Origin of the sequence: Kitasatospora sp. NPDC004799, assembly GCF_040609095.1 — a bacterium.
GTDB lineage: Bacteria > Actinomycetota > Actinomycetes > Streptomycetales > Streptomycetaceae > Kitasatospora.
Window position 1 is genome coordinate 1 of record NZ_JBEXJK010000084.1, and the last position, 25,224, is coordinate 25,224.

Consider the following 25,224-nt stretch of genomic DNA (forward strand, 5'->3'; position numbering starts at 1 on the left):
GTTTGCCCCGTTGTTTTCCCCCCCGTTTATAACGTTTTGGGCCCCCCCGCACTGGGGGCTGGGGGCCCCCCCGCCCCGGGGGCCCCCGCCTGTTCGTACCGACCCGGTCGGGTCAGCGCCGGCCGGCCGGCTCCGGCACCTCGCGGTGACCGGCCAGCGGGGCCGGGCCCGCGCCGTGGCCGTGGCCGGGGGCGTCCGCGTGGCCGGGCCACCAGGCGCGGTGGCCGAGCAACGCGGTGAGCGCCGGGGTGAAGAACATCGCCATCACGAAGGCCGCGATGAGGATGCCGATGGCGATCGAGAAGCCCATCTCGCTCATCATCGTGTTCCCGGCCAGCAGCATGGTGGCGAAGGTCGCGGCCAGGATGAAGCCGGCCGCGGCCACCGTCGGACCGGCGTGCCGGATGGCCTGGCTCGCCGCCTCGCGGGGGCTGCGACCCTCCTGGGCCTCCTCGCGCAGTCGGGCGATCATCAGGATGTTGTAGTCGGTGCCGAGCGCGACCACGAACAGGTAGATCAGGATCGGCAGCATGAACATCAGGCCCTGCTCGCCCTTGATGTTCTGGAACAGCAGGGTGGTGGCACCGAGGGTGGCGCCGAAGCCGAGGCCGACCGAGGCCATCAGGTACCAGGGGGCGACCACGCTGCGCAGCAGCAGGCCGAGGATCACCATGATCAGCACCGCGGCGATCGGGAAGACCAGGCTGTAGTCGTGGGCCATCGCCGTGTTGATGTCCTTGTACACGGAGGTGGTCCCGGCGACGTAGGCCTTGGTGCCGGCCGGTGCGTGGCCGTGGGCGACCTCGCGGACCTTGCCGATGGTGTCGATGGCCTTGTTGCTGGCGGCCTCGTCCTTGAGGACGACGGTGATGTCGGCGGTGAGCCCGTCCTTGCTGATGCCGTGCTGCGGGTCCGGCAGGGCGGCGCTGGACACGCCGTCCACCTTGCCCAGGTCCGCCACGTAGCCCTTGAGGCCGGCGACGTCGATCTTGTTGCCGTTCTGGCTGGTCAGGTAGATGTGGGCGGGGTCGGCGGCACCGGCCGAGTAGGCCTTGATCATGGTGTCCTGGACGACCATCGACTCCTTGGTCTTCGGCATCGAGCTGCCGGCCATGTCGAAGGTGCCCTGGTAGCCGAGCGCGGCGACCGCGAGGCCGACCATCACCAGGCCGGAGAGCAGGGCGGCGGCGGCCGGACGGCGGCCGACGCCGCGGCCCATCGCGGCGAAGCGGGCGTTGGAGGGCTCGCGCTGCCAGGCCTTGGAGGGCCAGAACAGGACCTTCTCGGGGATCAGGCAGAGGATCGCGGGCACCAGGGTGACCGAGGCGACCGCCGTGACGGCCACCGCGATGGCCAGCGAGGGGCCGAGCGCCTTGAACATGCCGAGGCTGGACAGGACGAGCACGGCGAAGGCGACCACGACGGCACCGGCGGCGGAGGCGATCGCCTCGCCGACCCGGCCGACCGCGTTGGCGACGGCCTGCTTGCGGTCGTCCCCGGCCCGCAGCCGCTCGCGGTAGCGGAACATCAGGAACAGGAAGTAGTCGGTGCCGACGCCGTAGAGGACGACGGTGAGGATCTGTTCCATCGAGCTGTCGGCCTTGAGTCCGAACAGCTTGCTGGCGTCCGAGATCAGGCCGTTGGCGACCATCGAGTAGATGATCACCGAGAGGATCGGCAGCAGCGCGATGATCGGGCTGCGGAAGATGATCCCGAGCGTGAGCAGGATGATCACGATCGTGCCGAGGCCGATCAGCATGCCGGCTGTCTTGCCGGCGTCCTTCTGGTCCAGGTTCATCGCGGCCGGGCCGCCGACCTGGAACTTCAGGGTGCTGCCGGCGGCGAGCGCGGTGCCCTCCTCGCGGAGCTTCTTCGCGGCGTCGGTGAACTCCTCCGACTGCATCTTGGTCTTGTCCATGGAGACCATCGACATCGCGTACTTGTGGTCCTGCGAGTAGGACGCCGGGGACACCGGGACGACCATCTCGACCAGCGGGATCTTCTTGTCGGTCAGCCCCTGGGTGACCTTGGTCATGGTCGCCGCGTCGCCGTCGTCCAGCTTGCCGCCGTCGGTGCGCTCGAAGAGCAGGAGCGCCGAGGGCGAGATGTTGGACGGGAAGGCCTTCTGCTGGAGCTCCGAGGCCTGGATGGACTCGTAGTGCTTGGGCAGGAAGGCCGCCTCGTCGGTGTTGGCCTTCAGCGGCGGGGCGGTCGCGATGATCGCGACCGCGGCGATCAGCCATGCGCCGATCACCCACCAGGGGCGGCGAACGACGAATTGTCCTAGTCGGTGGAACATGCTCGATGCCTCCTGGGCATGGTTCACCGCAGCCCTTGGGGGACGGGACGCTGGGCGACGGCAGGACCGGCTCGGGGAATGCCCGGTGGCACTCCCTTGCCGGTCGGCAGGTAAGTAGGTTCGGGGCATCATCCTACGAGTACTTGCTTGCCGCCCGGCAAGGAGCCCCCGTGTGCTTCAACCCCCGTCGGGCCGCCACGAAGCGGCCCCGGCCCAGTTTCTCCCGGGCACACCCCGGTTGACCTCGTGCTCCGGGTGGAGACTTCTCCCCCTCAGGGTGGAGCGCATCCCCTACCCCCTAGGAGGAGATCTCGGGGTCCCGGGGTAGGGAAAACCCCACCCCGGCCCCGAGGAGAGCACCAGGGAGCGGTCACCCGCCAGCCGGATTACCCGTCAACCCCCGCTTCCCTACCGTCGATCGGGACGCCGGACGGCAGCCGGCGCACCCGCAACCGGCGGTCTCCCCGACCCAGGGCCGCCGCCGCTCCCGTCCGGCGACGACCGCCGCTCTCCCAGGGGGGAACCACCGTGAAGCCCGTGAAGTCCAGACTCGGCCCGGCGGCCGCGATGGGCGCCTGGAGCGCCCGGCACCGCAAGACCGCCGTGTTCGGCTGGCTGCTCTTCGTCGTCCTGGCCGCCGCGCTCGGCACCGTGCACGGCAGCACCAAGGTGACGGACGCGGAGTCCGTCCCCGGGCAGGTCTCCCGGGCCGCGCGGATCCTCGACGAGGCCGGGCTGAAGACCCCGGCCGGCGAGACCGTCCTGGTCCAGAGCGCCACCCGGAGCGCCGACGACCCGGAGTTCCGCACCGCCGTCGACCAGGTGATCGCCGCCGTGAACGGCACCGGCCGGGCCGCCGAGGTCCGGTCGCCGTACGACACCAAGGCGGTCTCCGCCGACGGCCACTCCGCGCTCGTGACGCTGACCCTCCGGGGCGACCGGGCCGAGGCCGTCGAGCACGTCCGGTCGGTGCTGGACGCGGTGGCCGGCGTGCAGCGGCAGCACCCGGACCTGACGGTGGTCCAGCTCGGCGACGCCAGCTCCGGCAAGTGGATGCAGGACCAGTTCGCGAACGACTTCGCCCGCGCCGAGTGGACGGCCGTGCCGCTCGCCCTCGGCATCCTGCTGGTCGCCTTCGGCGCGCTGGTCGCCGCCGTGCTGCCGGTGGTGCTCGCGCTCACCGCCTTCGTCGCGGCCGCCGGGCTGGTCGCGCTCAGCAGCGGGTTCCTGCACACCAGCGACGACGCCAGCTCGGTGATGCTGCTGGTCGGCCTCGCCGTCGGCGTCGACTACTGCCTCTTCTATCTGCGCCGCGAGCGCGAGGAGCGGGCCGCCGGACGGGACGCGGCCACCGCGCTGGCCGTGGCCGCGGCCACCAGCGGCCGGGCGGTGCTGGTCTCCGGCGTCACCGTGGTGGTCGCCATGGCCGGGATGTTCCTCACCGGGATCGCCACCTTCAGGTCGATGGCCTTCGCCACCATCGTGGTCGTGGTCACCGCGGTGCTCGGCTCGCTCACCGTGCTGCCCGCGCTGCTGTCGATGCTCGGCGACCGGGTCGAGAAGGGCCGGGTGCCGTTCCTGGCCCGGCTGCGCCGCCCGGACGCGGCGCGGACCGGCGGCCGGTTCTGGAACGCGGTGCTCACCCCGGTGCTGCGCCGCCCGCTGGCCGCCACCGTGCTCGCCGGCGCCGTCCTGCTGGGCCTGGCCGCGCCGACGCTCACCATGCACACCGCCAACCTGACGTTCCAGCAGCAGCTGCCCGCGGGCAACCCCCTGGTCGCCGCCTCGCAGAAGATCGAGGCCGCCTTCCCCGGCAGCCCCGGCCCCGCCTCCGTCGTGATCAAGGCCGTTGACATCGACTCCCCCGCGATGACCGCCGCGATCGCCGACCTCAGGGCGAGGGCCCTGGCCAGCCCGCTGATGCACGGCCCGGTGGACGTCGCGGTGCACGCCGACCGGAACGTCGCCACCGTCGACATCCCGCTCAACGGCACCGGCAACGACGCCACCAGCAACAACGCCCTGAAGAGCCTGCGCGAGGACCTGCTGCCCGCCACCGTCCTCAAGGTGCCCGGCACCGAGGCCCCGGTCACCGGCCGCACCGCCGGGTCGTACGACTTCAACCGCACGATGACCGGCTCGATGCCGCTGGTCTTCGCCTTCGTCGTCGTCTTCGCCTTCCTGCTGATGCTCACCTCCTTCCGCTCGCTGGCCGTCGCGGTCACCGCCGTGGTGCTCAACCTGCTCTCGGTGGGCGCCGCGTACGGGGTGCTGACGCTGGTCTTCCAGCACGGCGTGGGCGCCTCGCTGCTGGGCACCGCCGGGGTCGGCGCGGTGGAGTCCTGGGTGCCGCTGTTCCTGTTCGTGATCCTCTTCGGGCTCTCGATGGACTACCACGTCTTCGTGGTCTCCCGGATCAAGGAGGGCCACGACCGCGGGCTGCCGACCCGGGCCGCGATCGCCCACGGCATCCGCTCCACGGCCGGGGTGGTCACCAGCGCCGCGGTGATCATGGTGGCGGTGTTCTCGGTCTTCGGCTCGCTGTCCATGCAGGTGATGAAGCAGATGGGCGTGGGCCTGGCGGTCGCGGTGCTGATCGACGCCACGGTGATCCGCGCGGTGCTGCTGCCCTCGGTGATGAGCCTGCTGGGCGACCGCAACTGGTACCTGCCGCGCTGGCTGAACTGGCTGCCGGACCTCTCGCACGGCGAGTCCGTCCCGCCGCTCGGCGCCGACCGGGCCCTGCACGCCCGGCCGGCCGGCCCGGCGGAGGGGGCGCGCCACCGCCGGGCCGGGGTCTGACGCCGCCCCGACCCGTCCGCCCTGTCCGACCTTGCCGACCCGCCCGACGCCGGGCCCCGCCGCGCGCGGGGCCCGGCGTCCGTGCGTCATGATGATCACCGTCCGGAGTCCCCCGGATGAACGTCGGCGGAACGGAACCCCAGTCATGACCCCCTTCGACGAGGGCCTCGCCCGGCTGCTGCTCGCCCAGGCCTGCGAGTCGGCCGGACTGGCCGCCCCCGACGGGGCCGCGCTGCTCGCGCTCGGCGAGAACGCCGTCTTCGACCTCGGCGACCCGGCCGTGGTCGCCAAGGTCGGCCGCGGCCCCGAGCTGTACGACCGGGCGCACCGCGAGCTGGCCCTCGCCCACTGGCTGGCCGGGCAGGACGTGCCGGTGGTCCGCCCGTACGACGCGGTGGCACCCGAGCCGCAGCTGGCCGACGGCCACCCGGTCACCTTCTGGCACCGGCTCGCGCCCGCCGTCCGGCCCGCCCGCCCGGTCGACCTCGCCCCGCTGCTGCGCGCCCTGCACCGGCTGCCGCTGCCGCCCTTCACGCTCGGCCGGCGCGACCTGCTGGCCCCGGTCGAGCGCTGGCTGGCCTCCGCCGAGGGCCACGTCGACCCGGCGGACGTCGCCTTCCTGCGCCACCGCCGGGACGCCTTCGCGGCCGCGCTGCCCGACCTCGTCCCGCGGCTGCACCCCGGGGTGATCCACGGCGACGCGCTGCCCCGCAACGTCCACGTCGGCCCGGACGGGCCGGTGCTGCTCGACCTGGAGTTCATGGCGAACGACCTGCGCGAGCACGACCTGGTGGTCCTCGCACTCAGCCAGGACCGGTACGGCGTGCCCGTCGAGGAGTACCGCGCGTTCACCGAGGCGTACGGCTGGGACGTGCGGGAGTGGCCCGGCTTCACGGTGCTGCGCGGCGCCCGGGAGACCGCCAGCGCCTCCTGGGTGGCGCAGCAGGCGGCCAGCAACCCGGCCGCGCTGAAGGAGTTCCGGCGCCGGGTCGACTCGCTGCGGGACGGGGCCACCGAGGTGCGCTGGTACCCGTTCTGACGGCCGGGCCGGTCCCGGAGGCGCCACCGGGGGGAGTGTGGGAGGACTTCCGCGCCGGGTCGGTCCGACTCGCAACCGGCGGACGTACGATCGGCGTCCTGTCGGACAGTCGTCCTGACCCGAGAGATCGGCACCGCACTCGTACCTCAGGAGCCGCCGCCATGCCCCGGACCGCCCGCCGCCCCTGTGCCCCGACCCGACTGTCCCGAACCCGGCGCCGGCTGCTCGCGGGCTGCGTCGCGGTGACCGCCGCCCTGGGACTGGCCGCCTGCGGGACGGCCGGCGGGGCGCTCCAGCCGCCGGGCGCGGCGGCGCCGGCCACCGCGCAGCCGAGCGGGACGGCGGCGACCACCGTCGCGCCGGTCCCCGGCTCGGACGCCGTGCCGCCCGGCGCGAACTCCCCGGCCGCCGGTCCGTCCGCCCCTTCCGCCCCTTCCGCGCCTTCCGCCCCTTCCGCCCCGGCGGCGTCGCCGAAGCCGAAGCCGAGCCCGTCCGCGGCCACGGGCTCCCCCGGCGCTCCCGCCGCGTCGGCCACTCCGACCGCCGACCCGTCCTCGCCCGCGGCGCCGCCCCCGCGCACCGGGGCGGGCGCGGTGATCGGCTCCACCGCCTCCGGCGGGCGCACCGTCGCGCTCACCTTCGACGACGGCCCCGGGCCGGCCACCGGCCAGATCCTCGACCTGCTGGCGCAGTACCACGCCAAGGCCACCTTCTGTCTGATCGGCCGGAACGCCGTCGCCAACCCGGCCGCGGTCAAGCGCGTCCTGGCCGCCGGGCACCGGCTCTGCGACCACAGCGTCACCCACCCCCAGCCGTTCGCGAAGCTCCCGCACGACCGGGCCGTGTACGAGATCACCGCCGCCCGGAACATGATCGTCCAGGCGGGCGGCCCGGGCACCGAGGTCGGCTGGTTCCGCGCCCCGGGCGGCGGCTTCAACGCCGACAACGAGCAGATCACCGCGGGCCTCGGGATGTCCTCGCTCGGCTGGTCCGTCGACCCGCGCGACTGGGCCCGCCCGGGCACCGCGGCCATCGTCTCGGCCGTGCAGAAGCAGCTCAAGCCCGGCGGCGTGGTCCTGCTGCACGACGGGGGCGGCGACCGCGGCCAGACCGTGGCCGCGCTCAAGCAGCTGCTGCCGTGGCTGGTCGCCCAGGGGTACGGCTTCGACTTCCCGGCGGCGTAGGGCGGTTGGGGCCGCGCCGCGGAGGGCTTCCCCCGCGTTCACCGAGTGGACAGCGGGCGGGCGCACCGCCTGCCGCACCCGTCGGCCCTGGGGTGTCCGGGGTCGCCCCTAGGGTGAAGGCGTGACCGACACCAGCCCCACCACCGCCGAACTCGCCGCCGCCGTACCGGGACTGGCCCCGTACCTGCGGCCCGCCACCCTGCTCCACCCGTACGCCGCCGCGCCGGAGCCGCACGCCAGCCGGATCGGCGGTCCCGCGCTCTGGCCGGAAGGCGAGGCCTGGCCGCACTGCACCGCCGGGCACCTGGCGGACGAGTACCGGGACGTGCCCGCGGCCGACCGCGCGATCTGGGAGCGCATCGACCGCGCGGTGGCCGAGCGGGCCCGGACCACCGGCGGCGCGCACGTCCTGACCGAGGAGGAGGCCGCCGAGCAGCACCGGATCATGGCCGGCGCCGGCTACCTCGACCTGGTCCACTGGCGCACCCACCGGACCGTCCCCGAGCGGCCCGCCGCCGCCGTCGCCCTGGTGCCGCTGCTGCACCTGCGCGCCGAGGACGCCCCGCAGCTGCCCTGGCCGGCCGACGCCGACCGGCTCCAGGTGCTCTGGTGCCCCAACGACCACGACGACCTCCAGGGCCGGCGGTACTACCACGGCCCGAACGTCGAACTCCACTGGCAGCGCGCCGCCGACCTCGTCCCGGCCGCTCCCCCGACGCCCCGGCGCAGCGAGGAGAACTACCTGCCGACGCCCTGCGCGGTGCGCCCCGAGCAGGTCCGGGACCTTCCCGACCAGGACGAGCTGCCCGACGAACTCCGCGACGCGGCCGAGGAGTTCGCCTCCCGGTACGACCTGGAGTACCACCGCGCCCTGTCCTGCGCGGAGGGCTGGAAGCTCGGCGGCTGGCCGTCCTGGCACTCCACCGACCTGATCCCGGTGGACTGCGGCTGCGGCGCCCGGATGGTCCACCTGCTGACCGTGGACAGCGGTGGGGCGCCGGAGGTGTCGGTCGGTCGGCACGGGGAGCTGCACGTCTTCGTCTGCCCGGCGGACCTCGCCCACCCGGTGGGGCTGGACCTCCAGTAGGCCCGTCAGGCCACGGCGAGCCGGTAGACCTGCCGGGAGCCGCCCTCCGGGCCCGGGGCGGCGGCCTCGGCCGGGGTGAAGCCCAGCCGCTCGTAGAAGGCCCGGGCGCCGCTCGCCGCCGCGCCCGGGTGGTCCGGGCCGAAGGTCACCACCTCGACGGTGGCCGGGCCCCGGACGTGGCGGCGCAGCACGTCCTCGACCAGCTCCCGGCCGACGCCGGTGCCCCGGGCGCGCCCGGCGACCACCAGCCAGTGCAGGTGGTGCGGCCGTGCCGGGCCGCCAGGGCCTGCGGGGCCGCCGGGGCCGAACAGCAGGCCGCCGAGCAGGCCCGCGCCGTCCTCGGCGACGGTCGCCAGGCCGCGCTCGGCGCTGTCGCGCACCGCGCGGTGGAAGCCCGGTTCGGCGACCATCGGGCCGAACCAGTGCTCGACCTCGGCGGCGAGGGCGAGGAAGCCGGGCAGGTCCGCGGGGCGGGCCGGGCGTACCGGGACCACGGGACGCACAGGCGTCACCGGGCGGGCCAGCGCGCGTCGACCACCGCCTGCGGGTCCTTGCCGCGGCGCAGCCAGGCCTGGAGGCCCTCGGCCCACTCCCGGTACCAGTCGACCTGCCGCCGGTGCAGCTCGGCGGGGGCCACCGCCCCGACCTCGGCCGGGTAGCGCCCGGCCAGCGCGACGGCGACCCGGACGGCGGCCAGCGCGTCGCTGCCCGCCTCGTGGGCGTCCGTCAGCTCCACCCCGTACAGCTCGCAGACCCGCTGCAGGGTGCGGGAGCCCTTGCGGTACTTGTCCACGGCCCGGTCGATCACCAGCGCGTCCAGCACCGGCCCGACCGGCCGGCCCAGCCGCTCGTCGAGCGTCGCCAGCCCGTACCGGCGCAGCTCGGCGTCGAGCAGCGACAGGTCGAACGGTGCGTTGAACGCCACCACCGGCCGCCCGGCGGCGATCCGCTCGCACAGCGCGGCGGCTATCTCCTCCACCGCCTCCTTCGCCGGCCTGCCCTTGCTCCGCGCCACCGCGTCCCCGATCCCGTGGATCGCCTCCGCCTCGGCGGGTATCGGCACCCCGGGGTCGATCAGCCAGTGCGCGCCCCCCACCCGGGCGGCCCCGACGGTGTCCACGAGCGCGGCCGTGACGATGCGGTCCACGGCCGGGTCGGTGCCCGTGGTCTCCAGGTCGAAGCCGACCAGTGGCTGCTGCCACCAGCTCATCAGGTGTGTCCTTCCGTCCTTCTCCCGAAACAGCCCCTATCATCACCCGCCCCACCGACAAGCCGACCCACGGGGAGCCCGATCCCGGGGTCGGGAGCCCTAGGCTGGTTCCGGACCCGAGCGAAGGAGCCGGCCATGAGCACCGCCCCGAACCTGCCCGTGCCCCTTCACCGGCCCGACGAGCCCCATGCGCTGCGAACGATCAGAGACATCCGCAGGTCTCTGCCCGAGAACCAGGTCGAGCACTTCGATGCCGAGCTCGCCGACACCGACATCGACGAGCTGCCGGCGATGCTGCACCGCTGGGCGACGCTGGGGACCGACGGCTTCGTCGAGTGGCTCCTGTCGACGCCTTTCGAGGGCCTGGAGTTCGGCTCGCGCTCCTACGACGACGAGACGGAACCCGAGTGATCCACCTGCTGGACACCACCGTGGTTGCCGAGCTCACCACCCGGCCGAAACCCGCGCCCGCTGTCATCCAATGGACCCTGTCCGCCCCGGCCACCACACACCGGCTGAGCGTCATCACCGTTGCGGAGATCGAGGCAGGTGTCCAAGCCGCGCCCCGCCCCCTTGCGCCGGGCCGTGTTGGAACGCGCCCTCGACGGTGTTCGAGCCGAGTACGAGGGGCGGATCACGGCGATCGGCGAACGGGAAGCTGCCGCCTACCTCGCCGTTCACCGCCGACTCAAGAACGCCGGCACGTGCATCGACCCGCCTGATGCGCTGATCGCGGCCACGGCTGTCGCGAACGGTTGGACGCTCGTCAGCCGCAACGTCAAACACCTGTCCCGGACCGGTGCGGCCGTACTGAATCCTTGGGAGTACTGAGAGTTCACCGGAGCGCACGGCACGGCCGTACAGGCGGGCACGGGCTCCGTCGAAGGTCATCGGGGCGCCGGGCGGTGGAGGTGAACGTCGATCTCGTCCTCGTGGACGACGGTGAAGCCGTGGCGCTCGTACAGCCGGCGGGCGGCGCTGCCCTGGAGGACGACGAGGTGCACCGGGTCCCCGGCGGCGTCGGCCTCGGCGAGGAGGTGGCGCAGCACGGCGGTGCCCAGGCCCCGGCCCTGGAGGTGCGGGGACAGGTAGAACAGCTCCAGGTGGCGCCCGCCCCGCTCGTCGGGGCGGACGGTGACGCAGCCCGCGAAGGCGCCGTCGACCAGTAGCACGGACGTCCACCTGGTGGAGAAGGAGTCCGCCACCCGCCGGCGGGAGCGGTCCGGGTCCCAGCGGCCGAGGCGTTCCAGGTCGGCGCGCATGACCTGGCCCTTGAGGTCGGTGATGCGGTCGAGGTCGGCGAGCGCGGCGGGTACCAGGGTCCAGGCGGGGAGGCTGTTCACGGCCCGCAGTCTGGCAGCGGCGCCGCCGCCCCGACCAGGGGGTTTCTCAGGAGACGGACCGGGAGTCGGCCCAGACGCCCTCGAACTCCTCGCGGTAGACCTCCAGCAGTCCGGGCTCGGTGCCGCCGGGCTGCTGGCCGGCGCCGCCGCGCAGCACCAGGGCCGGGGACTCCATGCCGCGGGCGCGGCGCAGGTAGGGCTGGACGACGCCGAGGTCTCGGCCCTGCCGGCGGCCGCCCGCCTGGCCGGGGGTGCGGGGGCCCTCGACCAGGTAGGCGGTGAAGCGCGGGGTCTCGTCGAAGACCCGGATCTCGAAGCCGCCCTGGTCCCGCAGCCGGGCCCTGACCCGTCGCACGTGCATGATGTTCATCTCGATGGAGCGCGACAACTCGCTGCGCCCGAGGCCGAGTTCGCGTTCGCGGCGGCGCACGGCGCTGCTCGCCGGGTTGAGGAAGAGCAGCCGCACCCGGCAGCCCTCGCCGGCCAGCCGGACCAGGCGCTTGCCGGTGTAGTTCTGGCAGAGCATGCCGAGGCCGATGCCGAGCGCGTCGAGGCGCCGGGCGCCGTCCAGCAGGTCCTCGACCGGCAGGTCGCGCTGGAGCCGGACCCGGTCGGCGTGCACCGCGACGACGTCCGCGTAGCGGCCGGCCACCAGGGACTCGACCACGTCGGCGGGCACCCCGCCGGCGCCGCCGTCCAGGACGGCCAGCAGCCGGGCGGCGGCCCGCTCGGTCTGGGCCAGCACGGTCTGGGTGAGCACCCGGTTGCGGGAGACGACGTGCCGGGCCACCTCCAGCTCGTCCAGCGCCAGCTCGATCTCGCGCCGGTCGGCCAGGTACGGCTCGAAGCAGGGCCAGTGCTGGACCATCAGCTCGCGCAGCTGGGGCAGGGTCAGGAAGACCAGCGGGTCGTCGTCGGCCGGGTCGAGCAGGTAGCCCTTGCGGCGGCTGACCTCGCGTACGGCCCCGGCCCGGTGCGCCCACTCCTCGCCGACCGGCCCGGCCGCGGCGGTGACCCAGTCCTCGCCGTGGGCGGGGGCGTAGATCGGGTGCAGCACCTCGTCGACCAGGGCGCGCAGCCGCTGTTCGACCAGGTTGAGCCAGACGTAGGCGCGGCCGGACAGCCGGACCCGCTGGTAGGCGTCCTCCCACTCGCCGGCCGACCAGGCCAGCGCGGGTATCTCGACCGGGCCGCCCTGGGCGGGCACCAGGGACCGGCCGGTCAGGGTGGGGCGCATGACCACCGTGGGAGCCTCGCTGCGGGCCGCGCCCCGGTCGGGGCCGCCCGGCCCGGAGCCACGGCCGCCTGCGGGAAACACCATGCGCCACCTCATCTGCGGCTGCCCCCCGCGGGCGCGGGGAGCGTTGGCTGTCTGTCGGCCCGGACCGGGCGCCCGGACGATCAAGGGTACTGCCCGCCGAGAGGCGGTCGCAGCCGGATGTCCGGGGCCCCGCGGCGGCACCGGCGGCGCTTTTCACACGAATGCCCGCTGCTACTCGTTCGGACCAACCGGGGCCGGATGTCCCGGCCGCCGGGGAAGGGCTCGGGGAGTATGCCCTGTGCCGCGCGTCACGGCGGCTGTGCCGTGCGTCACGGCGCGCGGTCACGCACATGCCCGGCCGCCCGGCCGGGCAGGAGAGCGTCCGGGTCCGGGCAGGCGGTCGGGCCGGCTGTCGGACCACACGTCAGTTTCCGTCGGAAGTAAGGAAGTTGAGGAGTCATGCAGGTCTGGCCCGGTACGCCCTACCCGCTCGGTGCCACCTACGACGGGGCCGGCACCAACTTCGCGGTGTTCTCCGAGAGCGCCGACCGGATCGAGCTGTGCCTGATCGCCGAGGACGGCTCCGAGACGGCCGTCGAACTGCGCGAGACGGACGCCTTCGTCCGGCACGCCTACCTCCCGGGCATCCAGCCCGGCCAGCGCTACGGCTTCCGGGTGCACGGCCCGTACAACCCGGGCCTGGGCCAGCGGCACAACAGCGCCAAGCTGCTGCTCGACCCGTACGCCAAGGCGATGAGCGGGCACGTCGACTGGGACGAGTCGGTCTACGGCTACCACTTCGGCGCCCCCGAGCGCCGCAACGACCTGGACTCCGCCCCGCACACCATGCACTCGGTGGTGATCAACCCGTACTTCGACTGGGGCACCGACCGCCCGCCGCGCACCGACTACCACCGCACCGTCATCTACGAGGCCCACGTCAAGGGCCTCACCCGGCTGCACCCGGGCATCCCCGAGGAGATCCGCGGCACGTACGCGGGCCTGGCCCACCCGGCGGTGATCGAGCACCTGGCCAAGCTCGGCGTCACCGCGATCGAGCTGATGCCGGTGCACCAGTTCGTCCGCGACCACCGGCTGCGGGACCTCGGCCTGGTCAACTACTGGGGCTACAACACCATCGGCTTCTTCGCCCCGCACTCCTCCTACTCCTCCACCGGCGACCGCGGCCAGCAGGTGCAGGAGTTCAAGTCGATGGTCAAGGCGCTGCACGCGGCCGGGATCGAGGTGATCCTGGACGTCGTCTACAACCACACCGCCGAGGGCAACCACCTGGGGCCGACGCTGTCGCTGCGCGGCCTGGACAACGTCTCCTACTACCGCCTCGCCCGCGACCAGCGCTTCTACGAGGACACCACCGGCACCGGCAACAGCCTGCTGATGCGCAGCCCGCACGTGCTCCAGCTGATCATGGACTCGCTGCGCTACTGGGTCACCGAGATGCACGTGGACGGCTTCCGCTTCGACCTCGCCGCCACCCTCGCCCGGCAGTTCCACGAGGTGGACCGGCTCTCCTCCTTCTTCGACCTGGTCCAGCAGGACCCGGTGGTCTCCCAGGCCAAGCTGATCGCCGAGCCCTGGGACCTCGGCGAGGGCGGCTACCAGGTGGGCAACTTCCCCCCGCTGTGGACGGAGTGGAACGGCATGTACCGGGACACCGTGCGGGACCTGTGGCGCGGCGAGAACGCCACCCTCGCCGAGTTCGGCTCCCGGCTCACCGGCTCCTCCGACCTCTACCAGGACGACGGCCGCCGCCCGATCGCCTCGATCAACTTCGTGACCTGCCACGACGGTTTCACCCTGCGCGACCTGGTCTCGTACAACGAGAAGCACAACGAGGCCAACGGGGAGGACAACCGGGACGGCGAGTCCTTCAACCGCTCCTGGAACTGCGGCGTCGAGGGCCCCACCGCCGACCCGGGGGTGGAGGAGCTGCGGGCGCGCCAGCAGCGCAACTTCATCGCCACCCTGATGCTCTCCCAGGGCGTGCCGATGCTCTCGCACGGCGACGAGTTCGGCCGCACCCAGCTGGGCAACAACAACGCCTACTGCCAGGACAACGAGCTCACCTGGGTGCACTGGCCGGAGGGGGACGGGGCGCAGGCGCGGCTGCTGGAGTTCACCCAGGGGATGATCTGGCTGCGCCGCGACCACCCGGTGTTCCGGCGGCGGCGGTTCTTCCACGGCCGGCCGGTGTCCGGGCGGCCGGGGGCGGCCGGGTCGGGCGTGGCGGGAAGGGGTGCGCGCGGACCCGGTTCCGGTGCGCCGGGCGCGGGCGGGCCGGGCGGGCAGGCCTCCGTCGGGTTCGGCGACCTGACCGACATCGCCTGGTTCACCCCCGGCGGGGAGGAGATGACCAAGCGCAACTGGGGCGCCAGCTACGCCAAGTCGCTGACCGTCTTCCTCAACGGCTACGCGATCTCCGAACCGGACCGGCGCGGCGGGCGGATCGTCGACGACTCCTTCCTGCTGATGTTCAACGCCCACTTCGAGCCGCTGGAGTTCACCGTGCCCGCCGACCACGGGCAGGAGTGGCAGGTCGTGGTCGACACCGCCCGCCCCCGGCTGCCCGCCCCGGGGACGGGCGCCCGGGTCAAGGCCGGGGACGCCCTCTGGCTCACCGACCGCTCGCTGATGGTGCTGCAGCGGCCTGCCTAGGGTCTGCCGGACGGCCGGGGGCGGTCACCTGTTCGGGCCAGCAGCGGGTCTTGGCGGCGGGCTCCCCCGGGTACCTATGGAGCTATGACCCCCGCCGCCGAGCCCGCGCAGCCCCGCCCGGCCGCCCCCGTCCCCTCCTCGTCGTACCGCCTCCAGCTCCAGCCCGGCTTCACCCTCCGCGACGCCACCGCCGCCGTCCCCTACCTGGCCGCCCTCGGCGTCTCCCACCTGCACCTCTCCCCGCTGCTGGAGGCCGTCCCCGGCTCCACCCACGGCTACGACACCGTCGACCACACCCGGATCAGCGAGCAGCTCGGCGGCGAGCCGGCGCTGCGCGCGCTGGCCGCCGCCGCGCACCGCCACGGCCTGCGGCTGATCGCCGACGTGGTGCCCAACCACATGGCCGTGCCCGCCCCCGAACGCCTCAACCGGCCGCTGTGGCAGGTGCTGCGCGACGGGCCCGACTCGCCGTACGCCCGCTGGTTCGACATCGACTGGACCGCCCAGCCGGGCCCGGTCGACGCCCCCGGGCGCGGCCGGGTGCTGCTGCCGCTGCTCGGCGACCGGCTCGGCGCCGAACTGGACCGGCTCACCGTGGACGGCGGCACCCTGCGCTACCACGAGCACGAGCTGCCGCTGCGCCCCGGCACCGAGGGGCTGCCGCTGCCCGAGCTGCTCGCCCGCCAGTGGTACCGGCTCGCCTGGTGGCGGCTGGCCCGCACCGAGCTCAACTACCGGCGCTTCTTCACCGTCAACGAGCTGATCGCGCTGCGCGCCGAGGACCCGGAGGTGTTCGCCGCGACCCACGCCGTGCTGCTCGGGCTGCACGCCGACGGCGTCCTGGACGGCTTCCGGATCGACCACCCGGACGGGCTCGCCGACCCGCGCGGCTACCTGCGGCGGCTGGCCGGGGCCACCGGCGGGGCGTACGTCGTGGTGGAGAAGATCCTCACCGGCGAGGAGCGGCTGCCCGAGGACTGGCCAGTGGCCGGCACCACCGGCTACGACGCGCTGCGCCGGATCGACGGCGTGCTCACCGACCACGCGGGCGCCTGCCGGCTGGCCGGGGCGTACGAGTCCTTCCGGCACGGCGGCCCGGTCCGGGACCTCTGCGCGGACCCGCACCCCGCGATCGCCGAGGCCCGGCGCGGGCGGGCCGACATGACCGGGCCGGACGGCGAACTCGCCGCCGAGGTCGAGCGGCTGGTGCGGATCGCGCTGCGGATCGGCGCCGCCGAGCCCGCGCACGCCGACCACGCGCCCGGGCAGCTGCGCGCCGCGCTCGGCCGGCTGCTCACCGGCTACCCGGCGTACCGGCCCTACGCCCGGCCCGGCGAGGCCCCGCCGGCGGCGTCCGCGGCCCAGCTGCGGGCGGCCCTGGACGGCTCCGCCGACCCGACCGACCGGCTGGTGGCCGCGCTCGCGCTCGGCGAGCTGGGCGGCGGCCCGGACAAGGAGGAGTTCTGCGCCCGCTTCGCCCAGACCGCCGCCGCGGTGGCCGCCAAGGGCGTCGAGGACACCGCCTTCTACCGCTGGAACGCGCTGCCCGGCCTCAACGAGGTCGGCGGCGAGCCCGCCCGGCCCGGACTGCACCCGGCGGAGTTCCACGACTGGTGCCGGTACCAGGAGCGCGCCTGGCCGCACGGCATGACGGTGCTCTCCACCCACGACACCAAGCGCAGCGCCGACGCCCGGGCCCGGCTCGCGGTGCTCGCCGAGCGGCCGGACGCCTGGGCCGCCGAGGCCGCCGCCTGGACCACCGCCGCGGGCCCCGCCGCGCCCGGGCTCGACCCGGACGCCGACTGGCTGCTCTGGCACACCCTGGTCGCCGCCTGGCCGATCGACCCGGACCGGCTGGTCGCCGCCCTGCTCAAGTCCGCCCGCGAGGCCAAGCTGCGCACCTCCTGGACCACCCCCGACCCGCGCTACGAGCGGGCCCTGGAGCAGCGCGCCCGCTCGGTCCACGGCAACCCCGGGCTGCTCCCCCGGATCGAGGGCGCCGTGCACGCCCTCGCCCCGTACGCGCGCGCCAACACGCTGGCCGCCGCACTGCTGCACCTCACCGTGCCGGGCGTGCCGGACCTGTACCAGGGCAGCGAGGAGCCGCTGTACACCCTGGTGGACCCGGACAACCGGCGCGTGGTGGACTTCGGCGCGCTCGCCGTCCGGCTCACCGACGCGGCCGCGCCGCGCCCCGGCGACCTCGCCCGGGAGAAGCTGCACCTGACCAGCACCGCGCTGCACCTGCGCCGCTCCCGCCCGCTCGGCCGGTACCGGCCGCTGCCCGCCGCGGGCCGCTCCGGCGACCACCTGCTGGCCTTCGCCCGGGGCGAGGACGTGGTCACCGCCGTCACCCGGCTGCCGTACGGGCTGGAGCGGGCGGGCGGCTGGCACGACACCGTCCTGGAGCTGCCGGCGGGCGGGCCGTGGACCGACGAGCTGACCGGGCGGAGCGTGCCGGCCGGCCCGGTGCCGGTGGCGGAGCTGCTGACGGACCTGCCGGTGGCACTGCTGACGAGGAGGGCCTGATGCCGCTCTACCAGGTGTGGGCGCCCCACGCCGACTCCCGGGTGCTGGTCGAAGTCGACGGCACGGCCCACGAGTTGGCCCGCTGCCCGGACCGGGCCGGCTGGTGGTCCGGCGAGGCCCCGGCGGGCGACTACGCCTTCCGGCTCGACGACGGCCCGCCGCTGCCCGACCCGCGCTCGCCCCGGCAGCCGTACGGACCGGACGGGCCGAGCCGCGCGGTGGACCACGCCGCGTTCCGCTGGTCGCAGACCGAGCGGTACGGCCGGCCGCTGCCCGGCGCGGTGCTCTACGAGCTGCACGTGGGCACCTTCACCACCCGCGGCACCTTTGACGCCGCCGCCGAACGCCTGGACCACCTGGTCGAGTTGGGCGTGGACTTCGTCGAGCTGATGCCGGTCTGCCCGTTCCCCGGCAAGCACGGCTGGGGCTACGACGGGGTCTCGCTCTGGGCCGTCCACGAGCCCTACGGCGGGCCCGAGGGGCTCAAGCGCTTCGTGGACGCCGCCCACCGCAAGGGCCTCGGGGTGGTGCTGGACGTGGTGCACAACCACCTCGGCCCGTCCGGCAACCACCTTCCCGCGTACGGCCCGTACTTCACCGACCGGCACCACACCCCGTGGGGCTCGGCGGTCAACCTGGACGCGCCCGGCTCGGACGAGGTGCGCGCCTACCTGATCGGCAGCGCGCTGGCCTGGCTGCGCGACTACCGGATCGACGGGCTGCGGCTGGACGCCGTGCACGCCCTCGCGGACGACCGGGCGGTCCACTTCCTGGAGGAACTGTCGGGTGAGGTCCGGAAGTTGGCGGTCGCCACCAACCGGCCGCTGTTCCTGGTCGTCGAGTCCGACCGCAACACCCCGGCCACCACCGCGCCGCCCGAGGCGGGCGGGCTGGGCCTCACCGCGCAGTGGAGCGACGACTTCCACCACGCCCTGCACTGCGCGCTCACCGGCGAATCCCAGGGCTACTACGGCGACTTCGCGCGCGAACCGCTCGCCGCCCTCGCCAAGACCCTCACCCGGGGGTTCTTCCACGACGGCACCTGGTCCTCCTTCCGCGGCCGCCGTCACGGGCGCCCGTTCGCCCCGCTCGCCGACGGTCACCGGCTGCTCGGCTACCTCCAGACCCACGACCAGGTCGGCAACCGGGCGCTCGGGGACCGCGTCTCCACCAGCCTCTCCCCCGGCCGGCTCGCCTGCGGCGCCGCGCTGGTGCTCACCTCGCCGTTCACCCCGATGCTCTTCATGGGCGAGGAGTGGGGCGCCGCCACCCCCTGGCAGTACTTCACCGACCACACCGACCCGGGCCTCGCCGAGGCCGTCCGGCAGGGCCGGCGGCGGGAGTTCGCCGGGCACGGCTGGGCCGCCGAGGCCGTCCCCGACCCGCAGGAGCCCGCCACCGTGCTGCGCTCGGTCCTCGACTGGACCGAGCCCCGGCGCGTCCCGCACGCCGAACTGCTCACCTGGTACCGGAGGTTGATCCGGCTGCGGCGCGAGCGGCCGGAGCTGTCCGACCCGGACCTCGGCGCGGTGCGGGTGACCGCCGACGAGGCGGCGGGCCTGCTGGTGGTGCACCGGGGGCCGTACCGGATCGCCGTCAACCTCGGGCCGGGCGAGGCCGCGCTGCCGCTCGGGGGCGCCGGGCGCGAGGTGGTGGCGGCCTTCGGGGCGGCGGCGCTGGAGGGCGCGGCGGTGCGGCTGGCGGCGGACGCGGTGGCCGTGGTGCTGACCTGACGGTGCGCTCGCCGGACGGCCGGACGGCCGGGCGGCCGGGCGGCCGGGCGGCCGGGCGGGCTCACCAGAGGAAGGTGCCGATCCGCTCCCGGAGCGACGGGACGTCCAGGCCGTAGGCGGTCAGGTGCTCCGCGATCGAGCCGTAGTGCCGGTGCTCCGCGCGCGGCACGCCCAGGCCCAGCACCCGGTGCGCGCGGTCGGCCAGCGCCTCGTGCGCCTCGCCCGCCGAGGTGCCCGCCAGGTACGGCTCCACCAGCACCACGTCCGCCCGGTCGCCGAGCGCCGCGCGCAGCCCGGCGGCGTCGAAGGGGCGCACCGTCGCCGCGTACAGCACGGTGGCGTCCAGGCCCTCGGTGGCCGCGAGCACCGCGTCCAGCATCGGCCCGACGGCGATCACCGCGCCGCGCGAGCCGGTCCGGAGGGTGGTGAAGCGCCCCGGCTCGACCGGCACCGGGGCCGCGTTGCGGTGCTCGGAGAGCCGGACGTACACGTTGCGGTCGCCGTCCGCGTAGGCGTGGCGCAGCAGTTGCTCGGCCTCGTCCGGGTGGCCGGGGACGTGGACCGTCCAGTCCGGCAGGGTGTCCAGCAGGGCGACGTCGCCCGGGGACATGTGGGTGCGGCCGCCGGCCGGCCAGTCGTACGAGCCCGCCGCGCTCACCAGCACGGCGCCGACGCCCTGGTGGACGAGGTCCAGCTTGACCTGCTCGAAGGGCCGCTCGATCAGGAAGCTGGCGAAGGTGTGGGCGATCGGGCGCATCCCGGTGAGCGCCAGGCCGCCGGCCGCGCCGATCAGCAGCTGCTCGCGGATGCCGACGTTGACCACCCGGTCGGGGTGGCGCCGCTGCGCCGGGGCGAAGGCGGCGGCGGTGATGTCGGCGAGCACCAGGGCCAGCCGGGGGTCCTCGTCCAGCAGTCGGGTGGTCACGTCCACGAAGCGGTCGCGCATGGTGTCCATCGGTGGGGTTCCTCTCGGGGGTGCGGGCTCGGCGGGTACGGCGGGCTGAGCGGGCTGAGCGGGTTCGGCGGGCTGAGCGGGCTGGACGGGCTCGGGCGGGCTGGACGGGCTCGGGCGGCCGGTCGCTCAGTGGTTCTCCTTGGGCTCCACCCGGGCGACCACCACGTGCGGGCGGCCCGGGTGCTCCGCCGTGTACGCGCGGTACAGCGCCCCGTGGTCGCGGCCGTCCACCGTCGCGGTCGACCAGCCCTCGGCCGCGAACCGCTGGGCGATGCCGCCCTGCCAGCCGTGCGTGGCCGAGGAGTTGTCGATCACCACCACGTGCAGCCGGTCCAGTCCGTAGGCGCCGGCGAAGGCCACCGCCTCGGCGTTGGAGCCCTCGTCGAACTCCGCGTCGCCGACCAGCACCCACACCGCCGGGCCGGTCAGGCCCTGGGCCCGCAGGCCGAGCGCGGTGCCGACGGCCAGCGGCAGGCCGTGCCCGAGCGATCCGGAGGCGATCTCCACCCCGCTCACCAGCGTGCGGTCCGGGTGGTGGCCGAGCGGCGAGTCGTAACCGCCGAAGCTCGGCAGCACCTCCCGGTCGAGGAACCCCTTGGCCGCCAGCACGGCGTAGTACGCCATCGGGCCGTGGCCCTTGGAGAGCAGGAAGCGGTCGCGGTCCTGGGCGTCGACGGTCTCCGGGGACACCCGCAGCACCCGGTCGTACAGCACCCAGAGCGCGTCCAGGGTGGAGGTGGCGGCGGGGCCGTGCTTCTCGGCGCCGGTCATCAGGCCCAGCAGGGCGGGGAGGTCCTCGAAGCGGATGCCGGTCGCGGTCTTGGCGGGCGCGTTCGTCGTCATGGCCACGATCGTGCAACTTCAAGTCGACTTGAGGTCAAGCGGCTACAGTGGGATCCCATGACCGACCGCCCCGACGGCCGCCGCACGCCCGGCCCGCACCACAGCGACCTGCTCACCATCGGCCAACTCGGCCACCGCAGCGGCCTCGCCGCCTCCGCGCTGCGCTACTACGAGAGCCTCGGCCTGATCCACGCCACCCGCACCTCCGGCGGCCAGCGCCGCTACACCCGCGCGACACTGCGCCGGATCGCCTTCGTCCGCGCCGCCCAGCGGGTCGGCCTCTCGCTGGACGAGGCGAAGGTCGCCCTCGACCGGCTCCCCGACCGCCCGGCCCCCAGCCGCGCCGAGTGGGACCAGGTGGCCGAGTCCTGGCAGAGCCGGATCGACGAGCAGATCGACGAACTGCGGCGGCTCAAGGAGAAGCTCACCGGCTGCATCGGCTGCGGCTGCCTCTCGCTGTCCCGCTGCACCCTCTACAACGCCGCCGACCGCGCCGGCGAGGCCGGCCCCGGCGCCCGCTACCTGCTCACCCGCGACCCGGAGGCCGGCCCCGAGCCGCTGACCCCGGCCGCCGACCCCTGCGGGACCTGCCAGGACGGGTACTGACCATCCTTCCGCGCCGGGAAATCCCGTTGCGTCGGGGCGGTTCGGCCGCCTAGCGTGCACGCGTGCTGCCCCTGGTGCTGACGGACGAGGAATGGGACGCGGTCGTCCCCGACGAGACGGTGATGCGCCCCGGCGCCGAGGCGCTCTGCGCCCGACTGGGGGTCGGGGGTTTGCCGCTGGAGCGCTTCGCGGAAGGCTCCGTCCCGGTGTACGCGGTCGGCGCGGAGCACGTCCTCAAGCTGTTCCCGGCGGCGAGTGCCCGGGACGGCCTCGTCGAGGAGCGGGTGCTCGCCCGGGTGGACGGCGCCCTGCCGATCCCCACCCCGTCCGTCCGGGCGGCCGGCGAGTACGTCAACGGCTGGCGGTACATCCTGATGTCCCGGCTGCCCGGCGAGGGCCTCGCCCCGGCCTGGCCGCGCATCCCGCCGCCCGACCGCGAACGGATCGCCCGCGACTGCGGCGAGGCCCTCGCCGCCCTGCACGCCCTCGACCCCGGGCCGCTCGCCGAGGTCCTCGGCCCCGGCGACTGGCCGGCCTTCCTGGCCCGCCAACGGGCGGGCGCGGTGGACCGCCAGCGCGAACGCGGGCTGGCCGAGGCCTGGCTGGAGCAGATCCCGGACTTCCTCGCCGCCGCCCCGCTGCCCGTCGCCCCACCGCCCGCCGGCCCGCTCCCGGCCGCCCCGGCCCCCGCCGTCCCCGCACGCGCCCTGCTGCACACCGAGTTCATGCGCGAGCACCTGCTCACCGACCCGGCCGACGGCTGGCGCCTGACCGGCCTGATCGACTTCGAGCCCGCGATGATCGGCGACCCGGCCTACGACCTGGTCGCCGTCGGTCTCTTCACCACCCGGGCCGACCCGCACCTGCTCGGACGGCTGCTGGACGCGTACGGGCGCCGCTTCGAGCCCCGGCTGCTGATGGCGTACACGCTGCTCCACGTGTACAGCAACCTGCCGTGGTACCTGCGCGAGTTGAAGCCCTCGGCGCGGACGCTGGACGCCCTCGCCGAGGAGTGGTTCGGAGCCGGTCAGGAGACGGCTCCTCAGGGCCGCGGGTCGGTGCGCAGCAGGCTGTAGCGGACGATGTCGCGCCACTCGCCGGCCCGGAACGTCACCGCGCGCTGCACGCCCTCCCGGGTGAACCCGAGCTTCTCCAGGACGCGCTGCTCGGCCAGGTTGCCCGCCTCGGTGTCCGCCTCCAGCCGCATCACCGGCGAGTGCGCGAACAGGTAGTCCACCAGCAGCCGTTGGGCCCGGGTGCCGATCCCCCGTCCGCGCACCCCGGGCAGCAGCTGCACGCCGATGCTCCAGTACGGGGCGGCCGGCCGCACCCCGCTGCGGTTGGCGGCGACGAAGCCGCCGAACTCCCCGTCGACGGCGACCGCGAGCATCCACTGCTCCTCCTCCAGCAGCCGGCTCTCCTGCCACCGGCGGCGGAACCGCTGCGGGTCCCGCCAGCCGTACCACTGGAATTCACCCAGCGCCTGCGGGTCGTTCACCAGCGCCTCGATCGCGGACAGCTCGTCCTCGGCGATCGGGCGCAGCGAGACTCTCTCTTCGCTCATGCAGGCGCCAACGGCCGAGCGGTCGCGGCGGTTCCGCATCCGGGCTACGGGCGGGGATCGGTGCGCAGCAGGCTGTAGAGGACGACGTCGCGCCACTCGCCGGCCCGGAAGACCTGCGCCCGCTTCACGCCCTCGCGGACGAAGCCGAGCTTCTCCAGGACGCGCTGCTCGGCCAGGTTGGCGGATTCGGTCTCCGCCTCCAGCCGCATCGCCGTCGAATGCGCGAACAGGTAGTCGACGAACAGCCGTTGGGCCCGGGTGCCGATCCCCCGGCCGCGCGCCCCGGGCAGCAGCTGCGCGCCCATGCTCCAGTGCCAGCCCGTCGGCGCCGCGACCTCCCGCATGGCGGCGGCGTAGCCGCGGAACTCCCCGTCCACGGTGATCGCGAGCGTCCACTGCTCGTCCGTGAGCAGCCCGTTCTCGGCCCAGACCCGGCGGATCCGGTCCGGCTGCCGCCAGCCGAACCACAGGTGCTCGCCCATCGCGTCGGGGTCGTTCAGCAGGGACAGGAAGTGCGGGAGGTCGGCTTCGGCGATCGGGCGCAGGGTGACGTTTTCTTCGTTCATGTCGGCGTCAACGCGGATTCCGCCGCGTCGGTTCCTCGATTCACCGAAAAAGTCGGCGAGAATTTCCCTTGGCCCGCGATTTACTGCGCCGGGAATTCCTTTACTGCGCCGCACCCGCTTTTACCGCGCCGCCTGCCGCTTTTTCGGCGGCTTTTCACCGCGGCTCTCCACCGCGGCCGCCCTCACCCGGCGATCGAGCGGGCGAGCCGGAAGCCCACGTCGTCGATCCGCAGGGTCGGGTGGCTGCGGCGGCGGACGGAGGCGCGGCAGCTCCAGTGCTCGTCGAACCAGCCGCCGCCGCGCAGGACGCGGTAGCTGCCGTACACCTCGGGGTCGTAGCGGTCCCAGCACCACTCCCAGACGTTGCCGAGCAGGTCGTACAAGCCGTAGGCGTTCGGGCGCAGTTCGCCCACGGTGTGCGGCCGCTCGCCCGAGTTGCCGCGGTGCCAGGCGATCTCGTCCAGCGGGCCGTAGCGCGGGCCGTCGGTGCCGGCCCGGCAGGCGTGCTCCCACTCGGCCTCGGTGGGCAGCCGGTAGCCGTCGGCGGAGCGGTCCCAGACGGCCTCCTCGCCGTCCACCGCGTAGGCGGGCGTGAGGCCTTCGCGCCGGGAGAGCTCGTTGCAGCGGCGGACGGCGTCCAGCCAGGAGACGCTGTGCGCGGGGCGGAGGTCGCCGGCCGCGCCCTCGTACTGCTCGCGGGTCACCGGACAGGCCGCCAGCGCGAACGAGGCGACGTCGACGGCCCAACTGCGCTGGGTACGGCGGTCGGAGAGGGTGACCCGGCCGGCCGGAACGATGATCATCCGCTGATCCTAGGGTGTGCCGAGCCCCCGCGGACCGATCGGATGCCCGGCTGCCGCTAGCCGCTGCGCGAGGTGAACGGCCCGTCCCAGGTCAGCGCCTCCACGGTGACGTAGCCCCAGCCGAGCACCGTGAGCACCGCGAACAGCCAGGCGACCACGACCGCCGGCCCGCCGAACCGGAGCCCCTTGGCCCGCTGGAAGCCGGCGACCAGTCCCGCGATCGCGGTGGCCGGCAGGGCCGCGAAGGCGAGGTAGAGCAGCCAGCCGTGCGCCAGCAGCACGGCCAGGATGCCGAAGAGCCCCACCGGGACCGACACCGCCGCCACGGTCATCCCGGCGGCCGCGCAGGCCACCCGGAAGTGGTCCCGGCGCCGGAAGAACGGCGGGACGGCACAGGCCGCGACGCACAGCAGCCCCAGCCCGGGCAGGAACACGCCCACCGGCCCGAGGCCCGCCACCAGCGGGATCACCGACAGCAGGAACGCCACGACCCCCAGCCCGGACAGCCACCGGGCGCTCATCGGCACCGCGACCATGCCCACCCCCGCTCGCACGTCTATTTGAACACGTTCAACCTAGCATGCGGGGAGCGGCCCGCCGGGGCACGCCGCAGGGCTCGCGCGGGAAGTCGGCCGGGCCGACTTGCCGCGCGTCCGCGCACCCCCAACGCGCCGCCCGCCCGGACGACGACCGGGCACAGGCGCTTGGTGGCGCGGGTGAGGGC

Annotated in this window: 22 protein-coding genes; 11 read left to right on the forward strand and 11 right to left on the reverse strand. The window is 74.6% G+C overall.

Translation table 11 applies throughout. From position 1 onward, the window contains the following. Window positions 1-112: 112 nt before the first annotated feature. A complete protein-coding gene (locus tag ABZW03_RS13690) occupies window positions 113-2,299 on the reverse strand; it encodes an MMPL family transporter (protein ID WP_355256288.1) in 2,187 nt (728 codons plus the stop codon). Window positions 2,300-2,866: 567 nt separating this feature from the next. Between ABZW03_RS13690 and ABZW03_RS13695 the strand changes: the two genes are divergently transcribed. The 4 genes from ABZW03_RS13695 to ABZW03_RS13710 all read left to right on the forward strand — a co-directional run bounded on the left by ABZW03_RS13695 (window position 2,867) and on the right by ABZW03_RS13710 (window position 8,411). After that, complete coding sequence (locus tag ABZW03_RS13695) at window positions 2,867-5,101, forward strand: MMPL family transporter (protein WP_355256350.1); 2,235 nt, start codon at window positions 2,867-2,869, stop codon at window positions 5,099-5,101. Between the two features lie 145 nt (window positions 5,102-5,246). Next, window positions 5,247-6,140: an aminoglycoside phosphotransferase family protein gene (locus ABZW03_RS13700; RefSeq protein ID WP_355256291.1), complete on the forward strand. Its 894-nt coding sequence runs from the start codon at window positions 5,247-5,249 to the stop codon at window positions 6,138-6,140. A 161-nt stretch (window positions 6,141-6,301) separates the two neighbouring features. Beyond that, the gene (locus tag ABZW03_RS13705; protein WP_355256294.1) at window positions 6,302-7,324 is read left to right on the forward strand and encodes a polysaccharide deacetylase family protein; all 1,023 of its coding nucleotides are present in this window, start codon (window positions 6,302-6,304) and stop codon (window positions 7,322-7,324) included. Window positions 7,325-7,445: 121 nt separating this feature from the next. Next, window positions 7,446-8,411, forward strand: coding sequence for a hypothetical protein (locus ABZW03_RS13710; RefSeq protein ID WP_355256297.1), 966 nt, complete (start codon window positions 7,446-7,448; stop codon window positions 8,409-8,411). A gap of 5 nt (window positions 8,412-8,416) precedes the next feature. On the opposite strand, the gene ABZW03_RS13715 is transcribed toward ABZW03_RS13710, so the two are convergent. Both ABZW03_RS13715 and ABZW03_RS13720 read right to left on the reverse strand, forming a co-directional pair. Continuing rightward, complete coding sequence (locus ABZW03_RS13715; protein ID WP_355256299.1) at window positions 8,417-8,905, reverse strand: GNAT family N-acetyltransferase; 489 nt, start codon at window positions 8,903-8,905, stop codon at window positions 8,417-8,419. A gap of 14 nt (window positions 8,906-8,919) precedes the next feature. Further along, on the reverse strand, window positions 8,920-9,621 hold the full coding sequence (locus ABZW03_RS13720; protein ID WP_355256302.1) for an exonuclease domain-containing protein: 702 nt from the start codon (window positions 9,619-9,621) through the stop codon (window positions 8,920-8,922). 135 nt (window positions 9,622-9,756) lie between these two features. Between ABZW03_RS13720 and ABZW03_RS13725 the strand changes: the two genes are divergently transcribed. Both ABZW03_RS13725 and ABZW03_RS13730 read left to right on the forward strand, forming a co-directional pair. After that, window positions 9,757-10,032 carry a hypothetical protein gene (locus tag ABZW03_RS13725; protein ID WP_355256305.1) on the forward strand — a complete coding sequence of 92 codons (276 nt, stop codon included), beginning with the start codon at window positions 9,757-9,759 and terminating at the stop codon, window positions 10,030-10,032. Between the two features lie 138 nt (window positions 10,033-10,170). After that, window positions 10,171-10,452, forward strand: a complete 282-nt coding sequence (locus tag ABZW03_RS13730; protein WP_355256308.1) for a PIN domain-containing protein — start codon at window positions 10,171-10,173, stop codon at window positions 10,450-10,452. A gap of 56 nt (window positions 10,453-10,508) precedes the next feature. On the opposite strand, the gene ABZW03_RS13735 is transcribed toward ABZW03_RS13730, so the two are convergent. After that, window positions 10,509-10,964 carry a GNAT family N-acetyltransferase gene (locus tag ABZW03_RS13735; protein ID WP_355256311.1) on the reverse strand — a complete coding sequence of 152 codons (456 nt, stop codon included), beginning with the start codon at window positions 10,962-10,964 and terminating at the stop codon, window positions 10,509-10,511. A 46-nt stretch (window positions 10,965-11,010) separates the two neighbouring features. Then, entirely contained in the window at window positions 11,011-12,285 is a 1,275-nt protein-coding gene (locus ABZW03_RS13740; protein WP_355256314.1) for an SAV2148 family HEPN domain-containing protein, read from the reverse strand. 399 nt (window positions 12,286-12,684) lie between these two features. On the opposite strand from ABZW03_RS13740, the gene glgX reads away from it, so the two are divergent. The 3 genes from glgX (at window position 12,685) to treZ (ending at window position 19,163) form a co-directional block, all read left to right on the forward strand. Next, window positions 12,685-14,901: a glycogen debranching protein GlgX gene (gene glgX / locus ABZW03_RS13745; protein WP_355256317.1), complete on the forward strand. Its 2,217-nt coding sequence runs from the start codon at window positions 12,685-12,687 to the stop codon at window positions 14,899-14,901. Between the two features lie 84 nt (window positions 14,902-14,985). Continuing rightward, window positions 14,986-17,430, forward strand: a complete 2,445-nt coding sequence (treY, locus tag ABZW03_RS13750; protein ID WP_355256320.1) for a malto-oligosyltrehalose synthase — start codon at window positions 14,986-14,988, stop codon at window positions 17,428-17,430. Continuing rightward, complete coding sequence (gene treZ / locus ABZW03_RS13755) at window positions 17,430-19,163, forward strand: malto-oligosyltrehalose trehalohydrolase (protein WP_355256323.1); 1,734 nt, start codon at window positions 17,430-17,432, stop codon at window positions 19,161-19,163. Before treY ends, treZ begins: the two co-directional genes overlap by 1 nt. 61 nt (window positions 19,164-19,224) lie before the next feature. Here the strand turns inward: treZ and ABZW03_RS13760 are convergent, their stop codons facing one another. Together ABZW03_RS13760 and ABZW03_RS13765 are read right to left on the reverse strand one after the other, a co-directional pair. Next, entirely contained in the window at window positions 19,225-20,118 is an 894-nt protein-coding gene (locus tag ABZW03_RS13760; RefSeq protein WP_355256326.1) for a transketolase C-terminal domain-containing protein, read from the reverse strand. 126 nt (window positions 20,119-20,244) lie between these two features. Then, window positions 20,245-20,961: a thiamine pyrophosphate-dependent enzyme gene (locus ABZW03_RS13765; protein ID WP_355256329.1), complete on the reverse strand. Its 717-nt coding sequence runs from the start codon at window positions 20,959-20,961 to the stop codon at window positions 20,245-20,247. Between the two features lie 57 nt (window positions 20,962-21,018). On the opposite strand from ABZW03_RS13765, the gene soxR reads away from it, so the two are divergent. Both soxR and ABZW03_RS13775 read left to right on the forward strand, forming a co-directional pair. Then, window positions 21,019-21,567 (forward strand): redox-sensitive transcriptional activator SoxR, encoded by a 549-nt coding sequence (soxR, locus tag ABZW03_RS13770; RefSeq protein WP_355256332.1) that lies wholly within the window; start codon window positions 21,019-21,021, stop codon window positions 21,565-21,567. A 62-nt stretch (window positions 21,568-21,629) separates the two neighbouring features. Continuing rightward, the gene (locus ABZW03_RS13775; RefSeq protein ID WP_355256335.1) at window positions 21,630-22,643 is read left to right on the forward strand and encodes an aminoglycoside phosphotransferase family protein; all 1,014 of its coding nucleotides are present in this window, start codon (window positions 21,630-21,632) and stop codon (window positions 22,641-22,643) included. Here the strand turns inward: ABZW03_RS13775 and ABZW03_RS13780 are convergent. The 4 genes from ABZW03_RS13780 to ABZW03_RS13795 all read right to left on the reverse strand — a co-directional run bounded on the left by ABZW03_RS13780 (window position 22,610) and on the right by ABZW03_RS13795 (window position 25,054). Further along, window positions 22,610-23,131 carry a GNAT family protein gene (locus ABZW03_RS13780; protein ID WP_355256338.1) on the reverse strand — a complete coding sequence of 174 codons (522 nt, stop codon included), beginning with the start codon at window positions 23,129-23,131 and terminating at the stop codon, window positions 22,610-22,612. The two genes, ABZW03_RS13775 and ABZW03_RS13780, sit on opposite strands and share 34 nt — an antisense overlap. Before the next feature lie 44 nt (window positions 23,132-23,175). Beyond that, entirely contained in the window at window positions 23,176-23,697 is a 522-nt protein-coding gene (locus ABZW03_RS13785; RefSeq protein ID WP_355256341.1) for a GNAT family protein, read from the reverse strand. Window positions 23,698-23,879: 182 nt separating this feature from the next. Continuing rightward, window positions 23,880-24,500 carry an SUMF1/EgtB/PvdO family nonheme iron enzyme gene (locus tag ABZW03_RS13790; RefSeq protein WP_355256344.1) on the reverse strand — a complete coding sequence of 207 codons (621 nt, stop codon included), beginning with the start codon at window positions 24,498-24,500 and terminating at the stop codon, window positions 23,880-23,882. A 56-nt stretch (window positions 24,501-24,556) separates the two neighbouring features. Continuing rightward, window positions 24,557-25,054: a hypothetical protein gene (locus tag ABZW03_RS13795; RefSeq protein WP_355256347.1), complete on the reverse strand. Its 498-nt coding sequence runs from the start codon at window positions 25,052-25,054 to the stop codon at window positions 24,557-24,559. Window positions 25,055-25,224: the final 170 nt, after the last annotated feature.